Below are 22,600 nucleotides of genomic sequence, written 5' to 3'. Positions count from 1 at the left end.
CCTCCTAAAAAGTCATTTCGATGGATTGTCGGGACACGGGTCATTAATGGACGCATAGTGGAAGTATTTGTCGATGTCTCCAGGCTGGAATGTCGGGCGGTTCGCCCATTTACAAGCCTGTTTTATCCAGCTTTTCATGCGCAGATCCCAAATGGCTGTGCCGGCGCTTGATGAAGAAACCAGCCATTCTCCATCCTGAGAAAGGGCGAGGGCGGTGATTGGCGTCGTGTGGAAGTCTTGTGCGATGTGCATGGCTGAACCTGCGACGAACACGGACAACTGCCCCTTGTTGTCCCCCATGGCGACGGTGTTGCCATCACCCGCGACGGCCAATAGATGGGGGATAAAAAATGAATCATTTTTCTTCTGTGTGAACGACCAGTCCTCCCCGTTTATCGTTGCGGAATATATCTTGCCCGAGAAGTCGCCCAGCAGCATCGTTTGGCCTGAAGAATCGAACGCCAGTGTTTCGATCGGAGCACGCATATTGCTGGATTCAGAACGTTCGCTCGCAACCTGAATGACGCGGGTTTTGACTATCTCAAGTTCTTCACGTGACTGAGCGTTGAATCGCCATGAGACGATTTCATTCTTGTCATTTATGGTCATGATTTCGTCGCTGTTGGGTTTGAACCAGGGCAATGGAAAGTAGACGTTGCGCTGAGTTTTAATTTCTTTGCAGGTGAATCCATGGGGGGCTGACGCGGTGAGGCGATACAGTTTATTGGCGAGCTCTCGCCCGTTCTTGCCGACGAGGGTAACCGCCAGCAGGGTGCCGGCATCATTGACGCGAATGGCGGCGATGCGGCGGCCTGGCGGTTGCAGCAGGCACGCCAGCGGCTCGCCTTGGGAAGGTGAAATCAGCACATTGCGAAATACCTCAACGCCTTGCTGTTGCGCAGCAAAGAGCATCGTGGCTGAGGGGGACCACGCGAGAGCGACGACGTTCGATACCGGCAACTGCCGAATGACCGATGGTTGGCCGGTATTGGCATCCAACCGATATTGCGTCAGCCCTGTCGCCTGTACGGTGAATAGCTGACGGTTTGCTTTACTGTCGACAAACAGCGCAGGAGCTTGAGGACTAAGCAAAAATTGCCCTAAAGGATGTCTGTCAACGCGCAAATTGACTTTGAGTATGTCGCCGGCTTCACTGGTGACATAGGCGGTTTGCTCATCAGGCTCGGTCGCGACGCTGACCAACTGCCGCGGAAATTGCAAAAGGGTGCGGTTGGTGGGAGCGGCGGCATTATTGGCCGAAAACAGCCACAGCTTGAGGCTCCCATCCCAGCTTAATGACAAGAGGTCGCCATTTTGCAGATACTTGAGTTGCGCGACGGTTTGCTGATGAGCGTTGATAATCGTTGGCCAGTAAAAGAACGACGATGTTGGCAAGGGGGCGTCGGCTCGCGGCGAAACATCCTTTTCGACGTTATTCTTGGTCGGAGAAAGGCGTGAAGTCTCCCAGATATAAATGTAGCCATCCCTGCTGCCGGCTGCGATAAATCGTCCATCGGGGCTGATGTCGATACTGTAAAAAGTTTTGCTGTACTCGGTCTCTGGCGCGATGGCCGCCAATGGGATGGACTGTTGCGGTTTACCTTGGCTAAACGTCTGCCATTTGACTGCCCTGCTTGTGGCGATGGCGACGTTATCCAGAGCATTTTGGGGGGCGACGGCGGTGGCCATCACGGAGTTGGTTTTCTTATCGAATTGTTGTGACAATAATTCAAATTCGGCTCCGGATATTTTCCACACGGCCAGCGTACCGTCTTGATATCCGGCATAAAGCCTGTCGCCAGCTGCCGTGATGGCACGCACCTTGTTGCTTACATGCTTAGTGTTGTCACTATCGGGCAGATGTAGCGGGCCCCCCACGGTTTTTCTTGTCGCCAGACCCCAGATGCGGATCGTCCCATCGCCATCTCCAGTCGCCAATAGTTTAGGTGTGACGAATGTTAAGGTGTTAATTCCCGAGGGATGCGCCTGTTGCACCTCTTCGGGGGGGATGAATTCGCTGTTCGCACCGCAGGTTTTTATCGAGAAACGGTCACGGCCGATCTTGGCGCTAATGCATTCGTTCTCGCGGATTCGTACTACTGTGGTTTTGCCATCGCCGAGAGTATCAATGCGCTCAAGTTGTCTATAGCGGCCGAGATAGTCGCCGAGCAACATTTGAAAATTGAACGTCAACAGATTGTTTGAGTTGGCTGGTAACCGTAACTGCGCGCCGGCCGCGGTGGCTAAGGCTTCCAAACTTGGGTTGGGGTGATCGTTGAGAATGGAAAGAATACCGGTTTGAATGGCGAGATAATTCAACGCGAGCTTGGTTTTCTGTTGTTCATCGGCGCTTTTGTCAACAAAGAAACCAATAATTATCGCCAAAACGGCGATGACTAAACCCGAAGCGCAAAAAAGCTGCTGTTTCCTGCGGCGATACGACGCATACGCCGCGAGGAATCGCGCCTCGACTTTTGAATCGGGAGCATCGCTTTCCGCCGGCCTCATTTTTCGTTGGGTACGGTATGGCAGGGCGCGAAAGTAATCTGGTTTTTCGCCGTCCATATGCCATATCCGCGCCTGTTTTTGCCATTCTTTCAGATTATTGCTACGCCACTCTTCTATGCTGCGGCGTACGGGGCCGGCTAAACGATCGTGCGCCAATTCATACCACATGTCGTCTTCACGGCTTTGACGACGGATGAGATGGTGCTCCTCGAGCTTTTGAATTTCTTTAAGTGATGGCCCGTCCGTGCTTTGCGGGCTGAAAATCACGGCTGAGCGGCGCCCACTTAACGTCAGCAGATACCGGTCTATCCAATCTCCCAACGTTCTGAATCGATGGGGATCTTGCGCCGCCAGATTGAGCGTCTTGGTGCAGTAATCCAGTAAGGCATTGTCCGGGTTATATCCCGCCACGTCGGCGACGCGAACCTCACAGACCTGCCGCTCGGTTTGGCTTAAGGTGTTCCACAGATCCGTACAGATAACCTGCAGCTGTACCGGTTCCACGGTCTTACTCGGGCGTGCGCCTTCCGGCGCTTTAATCAATTCGCTGACCAGCAACTGCGCCGCATCTGTTCCGTCTTGCACTGGAAAAGCGACGCCCATGGCTTCTGCCGGCCCCTTGATGGCGGCGACGGCTTGCTCGACCGACAATAGGTTTAAACGGTAGGTGTTGTTAAGGCGGGTGGGAATATCATCGCGGAAATCATCAAGCCAGGAGAAGTATTCTTCTCGCATGCTGATGAGGAGCCAGATAGTTTTTTCGTCGTTTGACAGCAGTTCTTTCAACTGCTGGAAAAAGACTTTTTGTTGCTCGTAGGGGACATTACCGGTTAACACTTCCTCAAATTGATCGAGCACCAACAGAAGACGCTTCGGCGGATCAGATTCAGGCAGAGTGATACGGTTGAAGTAGGTAAGAAGCGTATCATTGGGACGAATCGAGCCAAAACTATCTTGGTCCAGGCGCTGCAAGAGGGAGATGACCGGATCGGTATCATCGGCCTGCGCGATGCGCTGCACGGGTAAAACATGGAACAGCGTTGTCAGTGTGGATAAAAGGCCGTTCTTGGCCATCAAAAGCGAGGTTTTACCCGCTCCGGAAGGGGAGTACAGCACGATTATCCGATCCGAGATTAAGCGCCATTGCAGTTGCTTAATGTCCGCGTCGCGACCGAAGAGTGTTTGTTCGGCGCTAAAAGGGCTGGGGCCTACGTAAGGAGCCTTCATGAGTCCTCCTGCGTACGGGCATTTAATTCCGCCATAAAGGTGGTAACGTCTCCCCAGTACAGACGCCATTGGGCCTTCGTCTGCAGGTATTTTTCGATATAGCGGCGTGCGCTGCCGGGATCAAGAATGCTGTTTGGATCAATTTGTACAGAGAAATGTTCGATATTTTTGCGCAGGTCATGGCCTTCCAACAGTAAAAGGCTGCGAAACAGTACCCGAAACTCCCAGGATTCAGCCTGCAGGCCGACAAACAGCAGCGCGCTGCTGTTCAGCCTGGCACGGACGTAAAGGGGAATGGCGTCTTGGGCGGAAGAGACTTTGGTCAGGTAGTCAAAAAAATGATCTTCGGTTAACACCAGCGATTTTGGCGTGGATAAATCCCCGAAGAGCTTGAACACGATCGGATGGGTCGCAGTGCCTTCGTCCGCCGGGCTGGCGGGGGCTCGGCTGACATAATTGGCATCGCAAATTTCAGCGTGTATATTCCACCTCAGCAGGCGGACTGTCGGCGTCGCGCCCTGTTCTTTGAGGGCATCGACCAGTAGATCGCTGGGATCGGTGGTGATGTAAACCGGGAGTTTATAGCCGGCCAAGATCCGCAGCGGATCAAGAGGGGTACGGGCGCGGATTTTTTGCCCCACCACTGAAACCAGTTCTCCTAGTGATGTGTAGATCTCCATTTGATCTAAACCTTTTAGCCGGTCCGGCACATCGTCAGGATATTTCTCAAGAATTCGCTCATAGACGTACTTGTAAAATTCCTGACGGGGGTATTTGTCTTGCCGCATCACGGCAAGATATTGTGCAATCTGCGGCAGACCCGCCACGTCGTGCCCACCTAACGGATAGTGGTAGATTTCCCCCCATTCACGTGCCAGTTCACGCCGCGAGCCGAACAGCGCTTCGTTCATGCTCGGGCCGAGGATAGGAGTGCTGTCTTGGCTGGTAATATTGTCGACGATCAGAGCCCAGGGATCCTTATTTTCGTCGGAAACACCGAATCCGGGTGGATACCAAATACGTGCATTATTCAACCGGGTAAAAACGACCGGGATCCACCAGTCCGGTGAGTCCATGATTTTTGCCCGCGCACTGGCGGTAGCGCGATCGACTTCGCCATGCTCCGCCAGCTGTCTGAAAAACTCCGGGATAAATTGCGTTGCCGCAGACATCGACAGCTTGCCCTGCATCGCCAATACCGCCGGCACGCCCTCTTTGGCTAACAGGGGGCCCAGAGCGACCAGCGCGTCGCGTGCGGGATTGCCGGCACCGGCGCTTTGGCAGGAGCATAGGACGACCAAGCTGGGAATTCTCTCCAGCGCGCCCAAACGCGCGGCGAAATCTTCGCCGGTGACGCTGGCGGCATTCCCGGTCTCATCCTCCAACCACAACACGGCGCCTTGCTGCCCGACAATGCCGTGACACATGAGATAGAGAATGTCGGCTCCCTCTTCTATGCCTTCGATAATCGCCTGGAGCGTCGCGCTTCCGCGCCGCGTGAGCGTGGTTAACGGAACATGACGCAGCGCATTTTCAGCGAGCTCCTGCTCATGAGGAACGTTGATGGGCGGGAAGGTTTCCGACAGGTCCTGAGGATTGGCGATGGCTAATAGTGCCTTAATGCCTTGTTTAGGACGCAACATCGGGAGGCGGTAAGTTCGGGCCGCCAGATAGCGCGAAAAAACGCACTGATTGCTGCGTAAGAGATGTGTGGCCGTATCGGTGGGATCAACCAGCGTTTCCCAAGGGAGGCTGTGTAATATGGATGCATTTGAATCGATAAGCAGGCGTATTTTTAGCGGGCTTTGCTGATGGTCGGAAAATGCCCGTGCGGACGTGAATGCATCACGCAGTGCGGGCTGCATAAACAGTGATTCCGATAATAACCGGCCCATTCTTTGCGGGTTGCGGGAGTAAAATGTCGGATCGTGGATGTTTAATGCCAACGGGATGAAAGGGGTAATATTTTCGCTTTCGTCAAAGCGCTGGCGAAAACTGGCTTGAAATTCATCGAGTGAATTCCGCTGAAACACGATCTCAAGTTCCGCATAGCCTTTCATGAACGTACCCCCGACAGTAGCGTTGTCGACAGCATTGACGACCAAAACGAGAGAGGGAGGCGGGAGTCTACCCAGCGTATTTCAGCACGTAGTTATTTAGATAACTGATTTTTTTTATTTAATATTTTGCTGAGACACTGGGTGTTCAGAGCGTCGCCGACCAGTTCGTGACGGTATAATATACATCTAGCTTGAATAAGGATTTCTGTCCAATATGGCGCGGTGTTGATGAGGAGCGCTTCGCTACTGAAATAAAATAAGGGCGAAAATTAATAGATAAATAACGATAGGATGCGTTGTATCGATTTTTGCGCACAGCCATGCAACGCAAAAAGCAAAAAGCAAAAAGCCCGCTCGGGTTTCCCTGAGCGGGCTTCTCTAAATATGGCTCCTCTGACTGGACTCGAACCAGTGACATACGGATTAACAGTCCGCCGTTCTACCGACTGAACTACAGAGGAATCGTGTGAACGGGGCGAATAATAGCGGGGCATCCGGGGTTTGTCAAAGCGCTAAACTGCAAAAAAAGCGCGTTTGCTGAGGGAATGAGCACCTTGCGCTGTTTTTCGGCATTTTCCATCGCTATGCGTTGATTTTTGCATCCCCAATCGTTTTGACGCCGCTTGCACACGCCTTTGCACGGCGATGGTGCAGGGCCGTTCTCCCCCCCATACTTCCACTCGCGCTAACCGTATTGGCCAGACCCTGGTTAACGGCGCCACACGCCGCGCCGCAACTGATATGTAGGATGAATAAGCAAACAATATGTATTCGTCGTCACAATGGCTGGATTTTTGCTTACCCATTTTTGGGGAATGCGACTGCGCTCTCAAGAAAATTATTTTCCCCGTCTACACATAAAGTGACTGATCCGCGCCCCAGGGCGTTTCGCTACAACAGTGCTGAGGAAGATAACAATGTCATCGAAATTGATAAAAAGTCCGCTCGCTGCTTTGCTCATCGGTTGTTTAGGTACGGCGTTTTCCGCGCAGGCCGATATCGTCATCGGCGTCGCCGGGCCGTTCTCCGGGCCGAACGCCACCTATGGCGATCAGTATTGGCGCGGGGCTTCGCAGGCGGCGGCGGACATCAACGCCGCCGGCGGGATCAAAGGGGAAAAAATCAAACTGGTGCAGGGGGATGACGCCTGCGAACCGAAACAGGCGGTCGCGGTCGCCAACCGCCTGGTGGATCAGGACAAGGTGTCGGCGGTGGTCGGCCACTTCTGTTCCTCATCCACCATGCCCGCCTCCGAGGTGTATGACGAGGCCGGCATCATCGCCATTACCCCCGGCTCCACCAACCCGCAGATCACCGAGCGCGGCATGAAGACCATGTTCCGCATGTGCGGGCGCGACGATCAGCAGGGCGTCATCGCCACCAACTACATGCTGGATACCCTGAAGGCCAAACGCATCGCGGTGATCCACGATAAAGACACCTACGGCCAGGGGCTGGCGGACGCCGCCAAGGCGGCAATGAACAAGCGCGGGGTTAAAGAGGTGCTGTATGAGGGGCTGTCGCGCGGCGAGAAAGACTTCAACGCGCTGGTGACCAAGATCGCTTCGGTCAAGCCGGACGTGGTCTACTTCGGCGGTTGCCATCCCGAAGCCGGGCCGCTGGTGCGCCAGATGCGCGAGCAGGGCGTGACCGCCAAGTTCTTCTCCGGCGACTGCGTGGTGACCGAAGAGCTGGTGACCGCCGCCGGCGGGCCGCAGTACACCAACGGCGTGCTGATGACCTTCGGCAACGATCCGCGCCAGATCGCGGAAGGCAAGGCGGTGATCGCCAAGTTCCGCGCCAGCGGCTTTGAGCCGGAAGGGTACACCCTTTACTCCTACGCTTCGATCCAGGCGATCGCCGCCGCCTTCAACGCCACCGGCGGCAAAGACAGCGCCAAGGCCGCCGAATGGCTGAAGTCGCACGATGTTGACACCGTGATGGGTAAAAAAGCCTGGGATCAGAAGGGCGATCTGAAGGTCTCGGATTACGTGGTCTATCAATGGGATGACAAGGGCAAATATCACCAACTGTAAACGGCCGAACATTGAGGGTGTGACCCTATGACCGACGGGCCGCCGCCTTGGCGCGCCCGTTCCGCGACTACCTTTGGGCCGCGTCGGACTGCGTTGGCGGCCTTACCAGGCGAGACTGCTCATTATGGATGTATTCTTTCTGCAACAGCTGATCAACGGCCTGACCCTCGGCGCGGTGTATGGCCTGATCGCCATCGGCTACACCATGGTTTACGGCATCATCGGCATGATCAACTTCGCCCACGGCGAGGTGTACATGATCTCCGCCTACCTGTGCGCCATCGGTCTGGCGCTGCTGTCGTTCTTCGGGCTGCAATCGTTCCCGCTGCTGATCCTCGGCACGCTGGTATTCACCATCGTCATCACCGGGGTGTACGGCTGGGTGATCGAGCGCATCGCCTACAGGCCGCTGCGCAACTCCACCCGCCTGGCGCCGCTGATCTCCGCCATCGGCATGTCGTTAATCCTGCAAAACTATGCGCAGATAAGCCAAGGGCCGCGCCAGCAGGGCATCCCGACGCTGCTGAGCGGCGTGTTCCGCCTGGAATTCGACGGCGGCGTGGTGCAGATCACCTACACCAAGGTGTTCATTCTGGTGGCGTCGCTGCTCGGCATGGCGATCCTCACCTACATCATTCAGCGCACCCGGCTGGGGCGCATCTGCCGCGCCACCCAGCAGGATCGCAAAATGGCTTCGATTCTCGGCATCAATACCGATCGGGTGATCTCGCTGGTGTTCGTGATCGGCGCCGCCATGGCCGGGCTGGCCGGAGTGCTGATCACCATGAACTACGGCACCTTCGATTTTTACGTCGGCTTTATCATCGGCATCAAGGCCTTCACCGCCGCGGTGTTGGGCGGCATCGGCTCGCTGCCGGGCGCGATGCTGGGCGGGCTGCTGCTCGGCGTGGCGGAGGCGCAGTTCGCCGGCATGGTGAATTCGGATTACAAGGACGTGTTCTCCTTCGGGTTGCTGGTGGCGATCCTGATCTTCCGCCCGCAGGGCCTGCTCGGCCGGCCGCTGGTCGCCAAGGTTTAAGGAGAACGCCATGTCGCAATCCGTAATCAACGGCGGGCTGAACGTCAAACGCAGCCTGCTGGATGCCGTTTTGGCCGGGCTGATCGCCCTGATCGTGTTCGGGCCGATCGTCGGCATCGTGCTGAACGGCTACAGCTTTAACTTCGAGCCGCACCGGCTGGTGTGGATCATCGTCGCGGTGATGGCCGGGCGGCTGCTGCTGAGCCTGTTCCTGCAAACCGCGCCGGGCCGCAAGGTGCTGGCGCGCTTCGACGGCGGCAACGACGGCGTGTACGTACGTCCGCTGGGCTATAAATCCAATCTGCGCTGGTTCCTGCCGCTGATGGCGGCGATCGCGCTGCTGTTCCCGTTCGTCGCCACCAAATACCTGCTGACGGTGGCGATCCTCGGCCTGATCTACGTGCTGCTCGGACTGGGGCTGAACATTGTGGTCGGGTTGGCGGGGCTGCTCGATCTGGGGTACGTGGCGTTTTACGCCATCGGCGCCTACGGGCTGGCGTTGGGCTACCAGTATCTCGGGCTCGGTTTTTGGGCGATGCTGCCGCTCGGGGCGCTGATGGCGGCGTTGGCAGGCGCGCTGCTGGGCTTTCCGGTGCTGCGCATGCACGGCGACTATCTCGCCATCGTCACGCTCGGGTTCGGCGAGATCATCCGGCTGGTGCTGAACAACTGGATGTCGCTCACCGGCGGGCCGAACGGCATTTCGGTGCCGGCGCCGACAGTGTTCGGCCTGGAGTTCGGCCGGCGCGCTAAAGACGGCGGGGTGCCGATCCACGAGTTTCTCGGCATCGATTACAATCCTAATCTCAAGTTCATCTTCATCTACGCGATGCTGTTTTTGGTGGTGCTGCTGGTGCTGTACATCAAGCACCGGCTGACGCGCATGCCGATCGGCCGCGCCTGGGAGGCGCTGCGCGAGGACGAGATCGCCTGCCGCTCCCTCGGGCTGAACCACGTGCTGGTGAAGCTGTCGGCGTTTATGCTGGGCGCCTCCACCGCCGGGCTGGCGGGGGTGTTTTTCGCCACTTACCAGGGGTTCGTCAACCCGACTTCGTTCACCTTCTTCGAGTCGGCTCTGATCCTGGCGATCGTGGTGCTGGGCGGCATGGGCTCCACCCTCGGCGTGGTGCTGGCGGCCTTTGTGCTGACGGTGGCGCCGGAGCTGCTGCGCAGCTTCGCTGAATACCGGGTGCTGCTGTTTGGCGTGCTGATGGTGGCGATGATGATCTGGCGGCCGCGCGGGCTGGTGCGCATCAGCCGCGCCAGCTTTGCGGAACGCAAGGGGGTGGCGCCATGAGCGACGCCATTTTGCGGGTGGAACACCTGATGATGCGCTTTGGCGGCATCAAGGCGCTGAACGACGTCAATCTGGAGGTGGAGCGCGGTTCCATCACCGCCCTGATCGGCCCCAACGGCGCCGGCAAGACAACGGTGTTCAACTGCCTGACCGGTTTCTATCGCGCCACCGGCGGCGCGATCCTGCTCAATACCCACAAGCGGCCGACCGATGTGATCCAGGTGCTGGGGCAGAAGTTCCGCGCCGGCGACTGGATACGCCCGAAGCGGCTCGGTTCGCGCCTCTATTACAAGATGTTCGGCGGCACCCACCTGGTCAACCGCGCCGGGCTGGCGCGCACCTTCCAGAATATCCGCCTGTTCCGCGAAATGTCGGTGGTGGAGAACCTGCTGGTGGCGCAGCACATGCAGAGCAACCGCAATCTGATCGCCGGGGTGCTGAATACGCCGGGCTACCGCCGGGCGGAAAGCGCCGCGCTCGATCACGCCTTCTACTGGCTGGAGGTGGTGGATCTGGCGGACTGCGCCAACCGGCTGGCGGGGGAGATGTCCTACGGCCAGCAGCGGCGGCTGGAGATCGCGCGCGCCATGTGCACCGCGCCGGAGATGATCTGCCTCGACGAACCGGCCGCCGGGCTGAACCCGGTGGAGACGGCCGCGCTGAGCCGCATCATCCGCTTCCTGCGCCGGGATCACGGCATCACGGTGCTGCTGATCGAGCATGACATGGGCATGGTAATGGAGATCTCCGATCGGGTGATCGTGCTCGATCACGGCGATGTGATCGCCCGCGGCACGCCGCAGGAGATTCAGCACAACGAGGCGGTGATCGCCGCTTACCTGGGCGCGGACGAAGAGGAGCTGGCGGGATGAGCGAAGCGATGTTGGAATTTCGCGAGGTCGATGTGTTTTACGGGCCGATCCAGGCGCTGCGCCAGGTGTCGCTGCAGGTGAACGCCGGGGAGACGGTGGCGCTGATCGGCGCCAACGGCGCGGGCAAGTCCACGCTGTTGATGTCGATCTTCGGTCAGCCGCGTATCGCCGGCGGGCAGATCCTGTTTCGCGGCGAGGACATCAGCCGCCGCTCCACGCACTTTGTTGCCAGCAGCGGCATCGCGCAGGCGCCGGAGGGGCGGCGCATCTTTCCGGACATGAGCGTGGAGGAGAACCTGCTGATGGGCACCATCACCGTCGGCAATCGCTACCTGGAAGAGGATTTGCCGCGCATGTTCGAGCTGTTTCCGCGCCTGAAAGAGCGGCGCAACCAGCGGGCGATGACCATGTCCGGCGGCGAACAGCAGATGCTGGCGATCGCCCGCGCGCTGATGAGCCGGCCGAAGCTGTTGCTGCTGGACGAGCCGAGCCTGGGGCTGGCGCCGATCGTGGTGCGGCAGATCTTCGGGGTGCTGCGCGAACTGACCCGCAGCGGCATGACGCTGTTTCTGGTGGAGCAGAACGCCAACCATGCGCTGAAACTGTCCGATCGCGGCTATGTGATGGTCAACGGCCAGATCCGCCTCACCGGCAGCGGGGAAGAACTGTTGAACGATCCGCAGGTGAGAAAGGCGTATCTGGGCGGCGGCTGACAGCCGCCTGCGGGCAGGGAAGCCCGCGTTCATTTTTCGGCGTCGCGCTCTTGGCCATCGTAGTGCGAGCGGGCTGCCCTGAAGGCGTCGGCGGAGGAGATAATCCACGACCAGAGCGGCAGCATGTTGAGCAGCATTTCTTCCCCGGCCTCGGTGATGGTGTAAACCACGCGGGGCAGTTTTTCCTGATAATCGCAGCGCGATATCAACCCATCCCGCTCGAGATGGCGCAGCGTCCGCGTCAGCATTCTCTGCGTCACGCCCGCTAATTGGCGGCCTAGTTCGCCGTGGCGCAGCGGCCCGTGGGTGCCCAGGAGATGCAATACGCCCAGCGACCAACGGTTGCCCGCATGCGCGAGGATCTCGCGCTTCAACCCTTCATCGTCGTTGCTCAATGCTTCACAGAACGCTTGCGAAAATTGCAGCAGCGCTTCCCGATCGCTCGTCATATTCCTCCCCGGTATCACGCGTGTACCTAATTGAACCCGTTTTTGTCAGCTGTCAGGATGACGCAGTGTCAAGACAGGAGGCAAGCATGAAATCCACAAATCCATCCATCAATACCGTGCTCATACTCGGCGCCGGCGAACTGGGGCTGCCGGTACTGCGAGCGATGAGCCGGCAGGCTCGGTTATCTCCATCTTTAAAAATCAGCGTACTGCTCCGGCCGGAGGCCGCCCGCGCCGTCAGCGGCCCGCTCCGGGCGCGGCGGGATGAACTGGCGCGGCTCGGGATCGCCGTGGTGGAAGGCGATCTGCAGCAAAGCGGGGTGGAGGCGCTGAGCGTGCTGCTGCGCGGCTTTGATGCGGTAATCAACTGCAGCGGCTTCGTCGGCGGGGCGGGCACGCAGATAAAGATCACCCAGGCCGTTTTGCAGGCCGGCGTGGCGCGCTACTTCCCGTGGCAGTTCGGCGTGGACTACGATGTCGTCGGTAAAGGCAGCGGGCAGCCGGTGTGGGATGAACAGCTTGAGGTGCGTCACCTGCTGCGCGCGCAGAGCGCAACGGAGTGGGTGATTGTTTCCACGGGCATTTTCACCAGCTACCTGTTTGACTCGGTTTTTGGCGTGGTGGATGCGGAACGCAAAACCGTGCGCGCGCTGGGTGACTGGCAGTATGCGGTGACGCTGACCACTCCCGAGGACATTGGCCGGCTGACGGCCGCGATTTTTTTCCATCGGCCCGCGTTTCGCAACCAGGTGGTCTATATCGCCGGGGATACGCTGACCTACCGTGAGCTTGCCGATCTTATGCAGGCGCACTGGGGCGTGGAGGTCAACAGAGTCCTGTTGGACAAAGAGCGGCTGCAGGCGGAGGTGCGGAATCATCCGCATGACGTCGGCGCGAAATACCGGTTGGCTTTCGCCCGACCCGACGGCGTGGCCTGGGATAAGGCGAACACCTTCAATGCGCGCCAGGGCATGGCCGCCACCACCGCCGGCCAGTGGCTGGCTTCTCAGGGTGGTTAATCGCCTGTGCGCCGCAGTCAGAACTGGCGCTGCATCCAGCGCACGTTCAGCCGCACCAGCGCGATGATGGCGCTGGAGAGCAGCCGCAGCCCGCCGGGCATGTCGCGGCGGCGAATGTCCAGCAGCAGCACGGTGCGCACCTGCGGGCTGTCGTTCCATACCTCGTGCTCGAAGGTATCGTCCCACAGCATGAACTCCCCTTCGCGCAGCCGGTATTCGCGGCCATCCACCTTCAGCACCGCCGCCGGCGCGCCGTCGGCGCGTTTGGGCATGTCCAGCACCAGATAGCCGCGCAGAATGCCGCGGAACGGGCCGCGATGGGGCGGCACCTGTTTGCCGGGCGCCAGGAAGGAGAGCGACGCGGACAGCACGTCCGGCGAGGAGGCGATCAGCGCCGCCAGCGTCGGGCAGCGTGCCAGGTTGCGGGGGATGGGCTGGCCATAGGCCTTCATGATGAACATGCGCCAGTCGCGCGCGTCGTTGGCGGAGATGGACGCCTGCTGGCTCATGATCTCGTGGAAGCGCGGGATATTGTGCAGATCGTGGGCGACCGTCAGCGCCTCTTCGCGGATCTGCCGCCATTGGGCGGTAAAGCGTTCGGCGTCGGGGAAGAGGGCCGCGCTGTCGAGCACCGGCTGGCCCTGGATGCGGCGATCGTAAACATTGCGCAGGGCAAGTACGGACCAATCATAAATCGCGGACATCATAATGACCTCGCCTCAGGAAACGCCAAAGGGACACTGCGCGGGTCTTCGGCGCGGCGCGTGGACGGCCGGGGAAGAGCGGCAGGAAAAATTGGTACGCTTCAATAGATTAGCACAGCATTTTGGCAACCGTGCGTCGGTGAGCGTGTCGATGGGCGGTGAAAAAAACCACACAATTAAAATGTGACGCGTATCGCATTTAGCGGGCCGGTTGGTTAAAATATCGCGACTTGCCCGCACCTGTCCGGATTTTTTTTACCATGGAACACGCTCCCGTTTCCCGCTCAACCGCCTGGTTGCGCGTGGTCATCCTCGCCGTCTCGGCCTTTATATTCAACACCACCGAGTTTATTCCGGTCGGTCTGCTGAGCGATATCGCCGCCAGCTTTTCGATGCAAACCGAACAGGTCGGCTTGATCATTACCATTTACGCCTGGATCGTCGCCGCCGCCTCGCTGGCGTGCATGCTGCTGACCAGCAAGATCGAGCGCCGCAAACTGTTGATCGGCGTGTTCATGCTGTTTATCGCCAGCCACATACTGACCGCCGTGGCCTGGAACTTTACCACGCTGGTTATCTCGCGCGCCGGCGTGGCGCTGGCGCACTCGGTGTTCTGGTCGATCACCGCCTCGCTGGCGATCCGCGTGGCGCCGCCGGGCAAGAAAGCCCAGGCGCTGAGCCTGCTGGCGGGCGGCACCGCGCTGGCGATGGTGCTCGGGTTGCCGCTCGGGCGGGTGGTGGGGCAGTTGCTCGGCTGGCGCATGACCTTTATCGGCATCGCGGTGTGCGCCACCCTGGCGCTGGTGCTGCTGTGGCGCCTGTTGCCGGTGCTGAAAAGCGAGCACTCCGGTTCGCTGGCCAGCGTGCCGCTGCTGTTCAAGCGCCCGGCGCTGATGGCGCTTTACATGCTGACCATCATTGTGGTGACGGCGCACTTCACCGCCTACAGCTACATCGAGCCGTTTATCCAGACCGTGGCCGGGCTGTCGGAGAACTTCACCACGCTGATGCTGTTGCTGTTCGGCGCCGCCGGCATCGTCGGCAGCCTGCTGTTCAGCCGCTACAGCGAGCGTTTTCCTTCCGGCTTCTTTATCGGCGCCATTACGCTGCTGGCCTTGAGCCTGCTGCTGCTGTTGCCGGCCGCCGGCAGCGAAAGCCATCTGACGGTGCTGTGCATCTTTTGGGGCATGGCGATCATGGCGATCGGCCTGTCGATGCAGGCCAGGGTTTTGAGCCTGGCGCCGGACGCCACCGACGTGGCGATGGCGATCTTCTCCGGCCTGTACAACTTCGGCATCGGCAGCGGCGCGCTGCTGGGCAATCAGGTGAGCCTGCATCTGGGCATGGGCAACATCGGCTTCGTCGCCGCGCCGCTGGCGCTGATCGCCCTCGGCTGGTGCTTGCTGAGCGCCTACCGCAGCGAACGGCTGCAGCACCACCACAGCCGTTAACCTGCCGATTCGGGATGCCGCTGCGGCATCCCGCGCTACATTTTCCTGCTATAAAACAGGCTGCTGCAGCGTTTTATGCTTAACTTTTTTTCATAGTCTGCTAATTAAAAATTTAACTCCGACGCCGCTTCGCTAGCATAGAAAGTCATCAAAAATGTTAATGCGAGGTTAACGGTGAGTGACTCTGTAGCGGCGTCGCCGATCCATGCGCGGGATTTGGCGGCCAGAATCGACGCCTTGCCCGCGTCGGCCGGCCTGTGGCGCTTTATCATTCTGCTGTCGCTGGGCGGCTTTTTCGAACTCTACGATCTGTTCCAGACCGGCTATATCAGCACCGGCCTTATCGCCGACGGCATTTTCCACACCGGCGCGCAGGGCGTCTTCGGCGTGTCGGATCAGGCGGCCTTCGCCTCCGCCACCTTTCTCGGCCTGTTCGTCGGCGCCAGCCTGCTGAGCCCGTACGCCGATCGCTTCGGCCGGCGCGCCACCTTCATGTTCGCCCTGATCTGGTATGGCGCCTTCTCGCTGCTGCTGGCGTTTCAACAGCAGGCGGAGTGGGTGATCTTTCTGCGCTTTCTGGTGGGCGTCGGGCTCGGCATTGAGCTGGTGACCATCGATACCTACCTGACGGAGTGGGTGCCCGCGCATCTGCGCACCCGGGCTTTCGCCTTCGCGTTCTTCGTGCAGTTCCTGTCGGTGCCGGCGGTGGCGCTGATGTCCTGGTGGCTGGTGCCGCAGACGATTTGGGGCCTGAGCGGCTGGCGCTACGTGGTGATCGCCGGCGCGCTGGCTTCGCTGGTGATTTGGCTGGTGCGCAAGGGGCTGCCGGAGTCGCCGCGCTGGCTGGTGCAGCAGCGGCGCTATGCGCAGGCCCGGCAGGTGATGCGGGATATGGAGCGGCGCTGCGGCGTGGCAGCCACGGACTTCCCGTCGCGCCCGGTTGACGATGCCGAGGGCGCGCCGCTGCGCGGCCGCTTTCGCGATATCTGGGCGCCGCAGTATCGCGATCGCACGCTGATGCTGGTGGTGATGAATTTCTTTCAGGCCATCGGCTTCTTCGGCTTCGGCAACTGGCTGCCAGCGCTGCTGTCGGGCAAGGGCGCTTCGGTCACCCACAGCCTGCTGTACGCTTTCTTCATCACGCTGGCCTACCCGCTGGGCTCGCTGCTGTGCAGCTTCTACGCCGACAAGATGGAGAATAAGTGGCAGATCGTGTTGTCTTGCCTGGTGACGGTGATCTTCGGCTCGCTGTTCGCGCTGCAGAACAACCCGCTGTGGCTGATCCTGTGCGGCTTCTTCATCACCTGGTCCAACGCCTGGCTGACCTACAGCTACCACTCCTATCAATCCGAGATCTTCCCGACCCACATCCGCGCCCGCGCCGTCGGTTTCTGCTACTCCTTCAGCCGGCTGTCGACGGTGTTCAGCAGCATCATTATCGGCATTATCTTGCAGTACGGCGGTTCGCTGGGGGTGATCGCGTTTATCGTCGCCAGCATGCTGATCGTGATGCTGGTGATCGGGCTGTTCGGCCCGAAAACGCGCGGCATCGATCTGGAAAACATCTGACGTTTTGCGCCGGCGGCGACGCCGGCCTCTTCAGCAAAAAAACTCGCGATCATGCGAAAATTATTCCGTTATCACTGCCTTTGCGCCTGCCGTACTGTTAACCCGTCCAAAATCCAATTCGATACCGAGCGGGGAACACGTCATGAGCACTCTTACCGCGCCCGATGGCGCACGCATTTTCTATAAGGATTGGGGCCGCGGCCAGCCGATCCTGTTCTCGCACGGTTGGCCGCTGTCCGCCGATGCCTGGGACAACCAGATGCTGTTTTTCGGCCAGAGCGGGTTCCGCGTGATCGCCCACGATCGCCGCGGCCACGGCCGTTCTGATCAAACCTGGCACGGCAACGACATCAACCAATACGCCGACGATCTGGCCCTGCTGATCGAAACGCTGGATCTGCGCGATCTGATCCTGGTCGGCCATTCCACCGGCGGCGGCGAAGTGGCGCGCTACATCGGCCGTCACGGCAGCGATCGGGTGGCGAAAGTGGTGCTGGTCGGCGCCGTGCCGCCGCTGATGCTGCAGACGCCGGTCAACCCAGAGGGCACGCCGATGGCGGCGTTCGACGGCATTCGCAGCGGCGTGGCGGGCAACCGCTCGCAGTTCTTCAAAGAGCTGGCGGTGCCGTTCTATGGCTTCCAGTGCGACGAGGTGGAGAGCAACGCGGGGCTGATCGACAGCTTCTGGCTGATGGGCATGCAGGGCGGCGTGAAAGGGCAGTACGACTGCGTACGCGCGTTCTCCGAAGTGGATTACACCGCCGATCTGCTGGCGATCGACAAGCCGACGCTGCTGGTGCACGGCGACGCCGATCAGATCGTGCCGATCGGCGCCTCGGCGCTGAAAGCCGCTAAGCTTATGCAACAGGCGGAGCTGAATGTTTACGCCGGCGGCTCTCACGGTTTGGCGCAGGCCGATCCCGATCGCTTCAACGCCGATCTGCTGGCCTTCATCCAGAATTCGCCGTTTTAAGGGGGCGCGATGAACCTGACTGTTATCGCCGCCCGCTGCGCGCAGCGGCTGCACGCGCCTGCGGTGCGCTGGGTGCTGCTGCTCGCGATCTGCGCCGCCTATATTCAGGGCGGGCTGGTCAAGGCGCTGAACGTTGAGGGCGCCATCGCCGAGATGACCCACTTCGGCCTGCAGCCGGCGGCGCTGTTCGCCGTGCTGGTGACGCTGCTGGAACTGGCGGCGTCGGCGCTGATCCTGAGCGGTTTTTATCGCTGGCTCGGCGCGTTGGCGCTGGCCGGTTTTACCCTGATGGCGACGCTGATGGCCAATCCGTTCTGGCAGTTCGACGGGGCGGAGCGCGGCCAGATGATGAACGGATTTTTTGAACACCTCGGGCTGGCCGGCGCGCTGTTGCTGGTGGCATTTAACGATTTGAAGGAGCGAACGGATGGCTGAACAGACGGAAAACAAGGCGACGGCGGGCGGCTTCGCGCCGCTGAAAATTCCATTATTTGCGGTGCTGTGGGGCGCCACGGTGCTCGGCAACGTCGGCAGTTTTATGCGCGACGTCGCCAGCTCGTGGCTGATCACCGACCTGTCGAGCAACCCTTCGGCGGTGGCGCTGATGCAAACCGCCGCCACGCTGCCGGTGTTCCTGCTGGCCATCCCGGCCGGGGTGCTGTCGGACATTCTCGATCGGCGACGCTTTCTGATCTTCGTGCAAATTCTGCTGGCCTGCGTCAGCGGCAGCCTGTTGCTGCTGTCGCAGACCGGCGCGCTGACGGTGGAATACCTGCTGGCGCTGACCTTCGTCGGCGGCATCGGCGCGGCGCTGATGGGGCCGACCTGGCAGGCGATCGTGCCGGAGCTGGTGCCGCGCGGCGAGCTGAAAAACGCCGTGGCGCTGAACTCGCTGGGCATCAACATCGCCCGCTCCATCGGCCCGGCGGCCGGCGGTTTGCTGCTGGCCAGCTTCGGCGCCGGCGCGGCCTACGGCGCGGACGTGATGAGCTATGTGCTGGTGATCGCGGCGCTGCTGTGGTGGAAGCGGCCGAAGGTTGAGGACAGCGGCCTGTCGGAACACTTCTTCGGCGCCTTCCGCGCCGGGCTGCGCTATGCCCGTTCCAGCCGCGAGCTGCACGTGGTGCTGCTGCGGGCGGCGGTGTTCTTCGCCTTCTCCAGCTCGGTTTGGGCGCTGCTGCCGCTGGTGGCGCGCCGCATGCTGGGCGGCAGCGCCGGTTTTTACGGCGTCCTGCTGGGGGCGGTGGGCGCCGGGGCGATCCTCGGGGCGATCGTGCTGCCGCGCCTGCGCCAGCGGCTGAACGCCGACGGGCTGGTGTTGCTGGCGGCGGTGCTGACGGCGGCGGTAATGGCGGCCCTGTCGCTGGCGCCGCCGCAGTGGCTGGCGGTGGTGCTGCTGTTGGTGCTGGGCGCCGGCTGGATCATTGCGCTGACCACGCTCAACGGCGCGGCGCAGGGCGTGCTGCCTAACTGGGTGCGCGGCCGCGGCCTGGCCATCTATCTGATGGTGTTCAACGGCGCGATGGCGGCGGGCAGCCTGTTGTGGGGGCTGGTGGCGCAGGAGCTGGGCGTGGCCGCCACGCTGCTGGTCGGCGGCGTCGGCCTGTTGGCGGCGGGGCTGCTGTTCCACCGCCTGCGTCTGCCGACCGGCGAGGCCGATCTGCAGCCGTCGAACCATTGGCCGGAGCCGTTGGTTAACACGCCGGTCGAGAACGATCGCGGCCCGGTGATGATTCAGGTGGAGTACCGCATTCGCGAGCAGGATCGGCCGCAGTTCTTGCGCACGCTGCTGATGCTGGAGCGGGCGCGTCGCCGCGATGGCGCTTACGCCTGGGGCATCACCGAGCACACCGGCGATCCGGAATGCATCATGGAGTGGTTCCTGGTGGAATCCTGGGCGGAGCATCTGCGGCAGCACCAGCGGGTATCGCACGCCGACGCCGATCTGCAGCAGGAGGCGCTGCGCTTCCATATCGGCCCTGAGAAACCGGTGGTGCATCACTTCCTGTCGCTCGACCGGCGTCAGGTGAAGCATTAACTGCACGGCCAGGCGGTGAGAAGGTGCTATGCTTTTGGTCGGTTCGGCGGCGCGGCCGCCGTAAGACGAATGTAGTCAGCACAGGGAGACATATTGATGACGGCACCTTCTGCTTTTGCCCGCGAGCTTGGGCTGCGCTATCCGATCGTTCAGGGGCCGATGAACGGCGCGTCGCCGCCGGCGCTGGCGGTGGCGGTGAGCAACGCCGGGGCGCTGGGATCGTGCGCGGCGGCGCTGTTTTCCCCGGCGGTGATCCTCGAGCGCGTGCAGCAGATCCGCGCGCAGACCGCCGCGCCGTTCAACATCAATCTGTTTCTGCTCGATGAGCAGCACCCGGATCTCGCCGAGCTCAAGCGCGCCCAGCACCTGCTGCGGCCGTTCCGCGAAGCGCTGGGGCTGAGTGAACCGCCCATGCCGACCCAATTCGCCGAAAACAACCGCGACCAGATCGCGGCCCTGCTGGAGGCTGCACCGCCGGTGGTCAGCTTCACCTTCGGCGTGCTGCCGCGCGCGACGGTCACGCAGTTCAAGAAGGCCGGTTCGCGGGTGATCGGCACCGCCACCACGGTGGCGGAAGCCCGCGCCTGGGAAGAGGCGGGCGCCGACTTCGTCTGCGTCTCGGGCGCGGAGGCGGGCGGCCACCGCCCGACCTTCCTTGGCGATATCGAACAGTCCTGCGTCGGCCTGATGGCCCTGCTGCCGCAGGTGGTGGCGGCGGTGAAGATCCCGGCGATTGCCGCAGGCGGCATCATGAACGGGCGCGGCATCGCGGCGGCACAATTGCTGGGCGCGCAGGCGGCGCAGCTGGGCACCGCATTCCTGTGCAGCCCGGAGTCGGGCATCGCCGAAGCCTGGCGGGCGGCGCTGCGCAACGCTGGCGATGACAGCACGCGCCTGACGCGCGCCTTCAGCGGCCGCCCGGCGCGCGGCATCGTCAATGATTTCATGCGGCAGATGCGCGCGGAAGAGGCGCAGATCCTGCCTTATCCGGTGCAGAACGCGCTCACCGGCGATATCCGCCAGGCGGCGGCCAAGGCCGGGCGCGGGGAGTTTATGTCGCTGTGGGCCGGGCAGGGTGTCGGCCTGGCGCGGCCGATGCCGGCGGCGGAGCTGGTCGCCACCCTGGCGGCGGAGCTGGAAGCGGTGTGACCTCGTCTGCGCGATTTATTGCTGTGGCAATGTAAAAAGACGCCGGGTGAGGTCTGATAAGAGATGAACAGTCCGGCGTTCGCGCCGGACTGTTGGTTTCTTGGCTAGACGAGAATATCGGCGGAAGCGTCGACATGCCCAACGATTTTAACCAGAAAATCAGGCAATTGATTGCCGGAGAGATTGATGGCCAGATCGGTGACATTCTGCTGCGCGTCATAATTCAGCGCCGCTTCATATAACGAGCCGCTTAAATTATCCACGAAGTGCAACTCGCCCCCCTCGGCCTTAGCCGTCTGGTTGAGCCACGACAGGTCGATTTTATCCACCGCCGTCTGGAAATCGCGGATCCAATCCGGCGCGGCGGCTTGGCTGTCGCCGGCTTCGCGGAAGACGAAGGTGTCCGCGCCTGCATTGCCCCAGAGCTGATCGGCGCCGCCGGCACCGTAAATGATGTCGTTGCCTGCACCGCCTTTTAACGTATTGTTCAGCGCGTTGCCCACAAGAATGTCGGCGCCGCTGCCGCCGATGATATTTTCAATCTGCGCGCCGTAGGCGATGGCGATATTCGCCTTCAAGCCGCCGACATCAGAGAATGCGCCTTCGTTAATGTTGATGCGCTGATCCTGGCTGTAGCCTGAAAAATCCAGCGTGTCATTGCCGCCGGCATCCCAGATAGCCGCCACGATTTTGTCCGTGGACGCCTTAACGCTCAAAAAGTCTCGGTCCGTATTCGAGTTGAAACCATAGGTGGTATCGCCGGTGCGCGTGGTGGTATTCGCGCCGTAAAGCTTCTGTATGGCGGTAATATCATCCAGCTGCGGCCCCGATGGCCAAACGCCTTTATAGTCAGCGCTGGTGTATTGTTCGTTAAAATAGCTCATCAAAGAATATTGATGGTCGTCTTCATAATACTTCGCCGAGTTGGCGTAGGTGGGGTAGGTGGTATTTGACGCATCATAATTGCCGGGATGAGAAAGCCCCAACGCATGCCCTATTTCATGGGTGAGTGTATCCCTGGCGTAATTATTGGTTTGCGGATTGGAGGCGTCGTAGCCGTTATTGCCGCTGATCCAAATGGTGCTTTTTAGATTGCTCTGCGTACTTTCATACGAGGTGTAATTGCCCCCGCTGGCCGCCTTATAAAAACCAAACTTTATATCTGCATTTTTCGCGTCGTTGCCTTTAACCTCGGTGAACGTGATGTTGGCCACATCCGACCAGGATTGTAATGAAAGCTTGGTTTGGGCTTGCTGGGCGGCGGTAAGCTGCGCGGCGCCCGTCTTGTCGCTGCCGGTATAGACGGGGAAAGAGTAGGTCAAGGTAGCCGCATGGTCGGTCACGCCTTTGCCATTGGCGGAATAATGGCTCCTCAGCAGCAGATCTGAAACCTCTTGCGTGGTATATGACGGTTTACTGCTCCCCGCGTGATCGCCTCTTTCATAACGGGTTAAATAATCGGAAATTTTATCGGTCGCTAATGACATATCAAACTC

At 60.4% G+C, this 22,600-nt stretch carries 17 protein-coding genes and 1 tRNA gene; 12 read left to right on the top strand and 6 right to left on the bottom strand.

What is annotated here, in order from left to right; genetic code table 11:
* Positions 1-12 precede the first annotated feature (12 nt).
* From ACP3TA_RS22155 to ACP3TA_RS22145, 3 genes are all read right to left on the bottom strand, one after another.
* A complete protein-coding gene (locus tag ACP3TA_RS22155; RefSeq protein WP_426784436.1) occupies positions 13-3,735 on the bottom strand; it encodes a hypothetical protein in 3,723 nt (1,240 codons plus the stop codon).
* Positions 3,732-5,795 carry a CHAT domain-containing protein gene (locus ACP3TA_RS22150; RefSeq protein WP_033644322.1) on the bottom strand — a complete coding sequence of 688 codons (2,064 nt, stop codon included), beginning with the start codon at positions 5,793-5,795 and terminating at the stop codon, positions 3,732-3,734. Before ACP3TA_RS22150 ends, ACP3TA_RS22155 begins: the two co-directional genes overlap by 4 nt.
* A gap of 385 nt (positions 5,796-6,180) precedes the next feature.
* A tRNA-Asn gene (locus ACP3TA_RS22145) sits at positions 6,181-6,256 on the bottom strand.
* A gap of 456 nt (positions 6,257-6,712) precedes the next feature.
* Here ACP3TA_RS22145 and ACP3TA_RS22140 point away from each other — a divergent pair.
* The 5 genes from ACP3TA_RS22140 to ACP3TA_RS22120 all read left to right on the top strand — a co-directional run bounded on the left by ACP3TA_RS22140 (position 6,713) and on the right by ACP3TA_RS22120 (position 11,752).
* A complete protein-coding gene (locus tag ACP3TA_RS22140) occupies positions 6,713-7,831 on the top strand; it encodes a branched-chain amino acid ABC transporter substrate-binding protein (protein WP_016927040.1) in 1,119 nt (372 codons plus the stop codon).
* A gap of 124 nt (positions 7,832-7,955) precedes the next feature.
* Positions 7,956-8,870, top strand: a complete 915-nt coding sequence (locus tag ACP3TA_RS22135) for an ABC transporter permease subunit (RefSeq protein ID WP_033643752.1) — start codon at positions 7,956-7,958, stop codon at positions 8,868-8,870.
* Positions 8,871-8,880: 10 nt separating this feature from the next.
* A complete protein-coding gene (livM, locus tag ACP3TA_RS22130) occupies positions 8,881-10,167 on the top strand; it encodes a high-affinity branched-chain amino acid ABC transporter permease LivM (RefSeq protein ID WP_033643751.1) in 1,287 nt (428 codons plus the stop codon).
* Entirely contained in the window at positions 10,164-11,039 is an 876-nt protein-coding gene (locus ACP3TA_RS22125) for an ABC transporter ATP-binding protein (protein WP_033651873.1), read from the top strand. Before livM ends, ACP3TA_RS22125 begins: the two co-directional genes overlap by 4 nt.
* Positions 11,036-11,752 (top strand): ABC transporter ATP-binding protein, encoded by a 717-nt coding sequence (locus tag ACP3TA_RS22120; RefSeq protein ID WP_033651872.1) that lies wholly within the window; start codon positions 11,036-11,038, stop codon positions 11,750-11,752. Before ACP3TA_RS22125 ends, ACP3TA_RS22120 begins: the two co-directional genes overlap by 4 nt.
* 29 nt (positions 11,753-11,781) lie before the next feature.
* Here ACP3TA_RS22120 and ACP3TA_RS22115 read toward each other — a convergent pair whose 3' ends face one another.
* A complete protein-coding gene (locus tag ACP3TA_RS22115) occupies positions 11,782-12,201 on the bottom strand; it encodes a winged helix-turn-helix transcriptional regulator (protein WP_042785014.1) in 420 nt (139 codons plus the stop codon).
* 86 nt (positions 12,202-12,287) lie between these two features.
* Here ACP3TA_RS22115 and ACP3TA_RS22110 point away from each other — a divergent pair, with 86 nt between their 5' ends.
* Complete coding sequence (locus ACP3TA_RS22110) at positions 12,288-13,220, top strand: aromatic alcohol reductase (protein ID WP_046687440.1); 933 nt, start codon at positions 12,288-12,290, stop codon at positions 13,218-13,220.
* A 17-nt stretch (positions 13,221-13,237) separates the two neighbouring features.
* Here ACP3TA_RS22110 and ACP3TA_RS22105 read toward each other — a convergent pair whose 3' ends face one another.
* Positions 13,238-13,924: an aspartyl/asparaginyl beta-hydroxylase domain-containing protein gene (locus ACP3TA_RS22105; RefSeq protein WP_033641388.1), complete on the bottom strand. Its 687-nt coding sequence runs from the start codon at positions 13,922-13,924 to the stop codon at positions 13,238-13,240.
* 260 nt (positions 13,925-14,184) lie between these two features.
* Between ACP3TA_RS22105 and ACP3TA_RS22100 the strand changes: the two genes are divergently transcribed.
* The 6 genes from ACP3TA_RS22100 to ACP3TA_RS22075 all read left to right on the top strand — a co-directional run bounded on the left by ACP3TA_RS22100 (position 14,185) and on the right by ACP3TA_RS22075 (position 21,104).
* Positions 14,185-15,375 (top strand): sugar transporter, encoded by a 1,191-nt coding sequence (locus ACP3TA_RS22100; RefSeq protein WP_046687439.1) that lies wholly within the window; start codon positions 14,185-14,187, stop codon positions 15,373-15,375.
* A gap of 174 nt (positions 15,376-15,549) precedes the next feature.
* Positions 15,550-16,944 carry an MFS transporter gene (locus ACP3TA_RS22095; protein WP_170852885.1) on the top strand — a complete coding sequence of 465 codons (1,395 nt, stop codon included), beginning with the start codon at positions 15,550-15,552 and terminating at the stop codon, positions 16,942-16,944.
* Positions 16,945-17,086: 142 nt separating this feature from the next.
* Positions 17,087-17,917: an alpha/beta fold hydrolase gene (locus ACP3TA_RS22090; RefSeq protein WP_033651868.1), complete on the top strand. Its 831-nt coding sequence runs from the start codon at positions 17,087-17,089 to the stop codon at positions 17,915-17,917.
* 9 nt (positions 17,918-17,926) lie between these two features.
* Complete coding sequence (locus ACP3TA_RS22085; RefSeq protein ID WP_033651867.1) at positions 17,927-18,352, top strand: DoxX family protein; 426 nt, start codon at positions 17,927-17,929, stop codon at positions 18,350-18,352.
* Positions 18,345-19,955, top strand: coding sequence for an MFS transporter (locus tag ACP3TA_RS22080; RefSeq protein ID WP_101452822.1), 1,611 nt, complete (start codon positions 18,345-18,347; stop codon positions 19,953-19,955). The genes ACP3TA_RS22085 and ACP3TA_RS22080 overlap by 8 nt, the downstream gene beginning before the upstream one ends.
* Before the next feature lie 96 nt (positions 19,956-20,051).
* Complete coding sequence (locus ACP3TA_RS22075; protein WP_142590222.1) at positions 20,052-21,104, top strand: NAD(P)H-dependent flavin oxidoreductase; 1,053 nt, start codon at positions 20,052-20,054, stop codon at positions 21,102-21,104.
* Positions 21,105-21,208: 104 nt separating this feature from the next.
* On the opposite strand, the gene ACP3TA_RS22070 is transcribed toward ACP3TA_RS22075, so the two are convergent.
* Positions 21,209-22,591 carry a serralysin family metalloprotease gene (locus ACP3TA_RS22070; RefSeq protein WP_426784435.1) on the bottom strand — a complete coding sequence of 461 codons (1,383 nt, stop codon included), beginning with the start codon at positions 22,589-22,591 and terminating at the stop codon, positions 21,209-21,211.
* Positions 22,592-22,600 lie beyond the last annotated feature (9 nt).

This window comes from Serratia sp. 2C06 (assembly GCF_050037615.1).
GTDB classification, from domain to species: domain Bacteria; phylum Pseudomonadota; class Gammaproteobacteria; order Enterobacterales; family Enterobacteriaceae; genus Serratia; species Serratia ureilytica.
Note: the sequence above shows the minus strand (reverse complement) of the source record. Positions and strands in the feature narration are given on the sequence as shown.

Coding starts and splice junctions, on each gene's coding strand:
- ACP3TA_RS22115 (WP_042785014.1), bottom strand. CDS start 12,201: ATGACGAGCGATCGGGAAGCGCTGCTGCAATTTTCGCAAGCGTTCTGT.
- ACP3TA_RS22100 (WP_046687439.1), top strand. CDS start 14,185: ATGGAACACGCTCCCGTTTCCCGCTCAACCGCCTGGTTGCGCGTGGTC.
- ACP3TA_RS22135 (WP_033643752.1), top strand. CDS start 7,956: ATGGATGTATTCTTTCTGCAACAGCTGATCAACGGCCTGACCCTCGGC.
- ACP3TA_RS22155 (WP_426784436.1), bottom strand. CDS start 3,735: ATGAAGGCTCCTTACGTAGGCCCCAGCCCTTTTAGCGCCGAACAAACA.
- ACP3TA_RS22075 (WP_142590222.1), top strand. CDS start 20,052: ATGACGGCACCTTCTGCTTTTGCCCGCGAGCTTGGGCTGCGCTATCCG.
- ACP3TA_RS22090 (WP_033651868.1), top strand. CDS start 17,087: ATGAGCACTCTTACCGCGCCCGATGGCGCACGCATTTTCTATAAGGAT.
- ACP3TA_RS22085 (WP_033651867.1), top strand. CDS start 17,927: ATGAACCTGACTGTTATCGCCGCCCGCTGCGCGCAGCGGCTGCACGCG.
- livM (WP_033643751.1), top strand. CDS start 8,881: ATGTCGCAATCCGTAATCAACGGCGGGCTGAACGTCAAACGCAGCCTG.
- ACP3TA_RS22125 (WP_033651873.1), top strand. CDS start 10,164: ATGAGCGACGCCATTTTGCGGGTGGAACACCTGATGATGCGCTTTGGC.
- ACP3TA_RS22120 (WP_033651872.1), top strand. CDS start 11,036: ATGAGCGAAGCGATGTTGGAATTTCGCGAGGTCGATGTGTTTTACGGG.
- ACP3TA_RS22080 (WP_101452822.1), top strand. CDS start 18,345: ATGGCTGAACAGACGGAAAACAAGGCGACGGCGGGCGGCTTCGCGCCG.
- ACP3TA_RS22070 (WP_426784435.1), bottom strand. CDS start 22,591: ATGTCATTAGCGACCGATAAAATTTCCGATTATTTAACCCGTTATGAA.
- ACP3TA_RS22140 (WP_016927040.1), top strand. CDS start 6,713: ATGTCATCGAAATTGATAAAAAGTCCGCTCGCTGCTTTGCTCATCGGT.
- ACP3TA_RS22110 (WP_046687440.1), top strand. CDS start 12,288: ATGAAATCCACAAATCCATCCATCAATACCGTGCTCATACTCGGCGCC.
- ACP3TA_RS22150 (WP_033644322.1), bottom strand. CDS start 5,795: ATGAAAGGCTATGCGGAACTTGAGATCGTGTTTCAGCGGAATTCACTC.
- ACP3TA_RS22105 (WP_033641388.1), bottom strand. CDS start 13,924: ATGTCCGCGATTTATGATTGGTCCGTACTTGCCCTGCGCAATGTTTAC.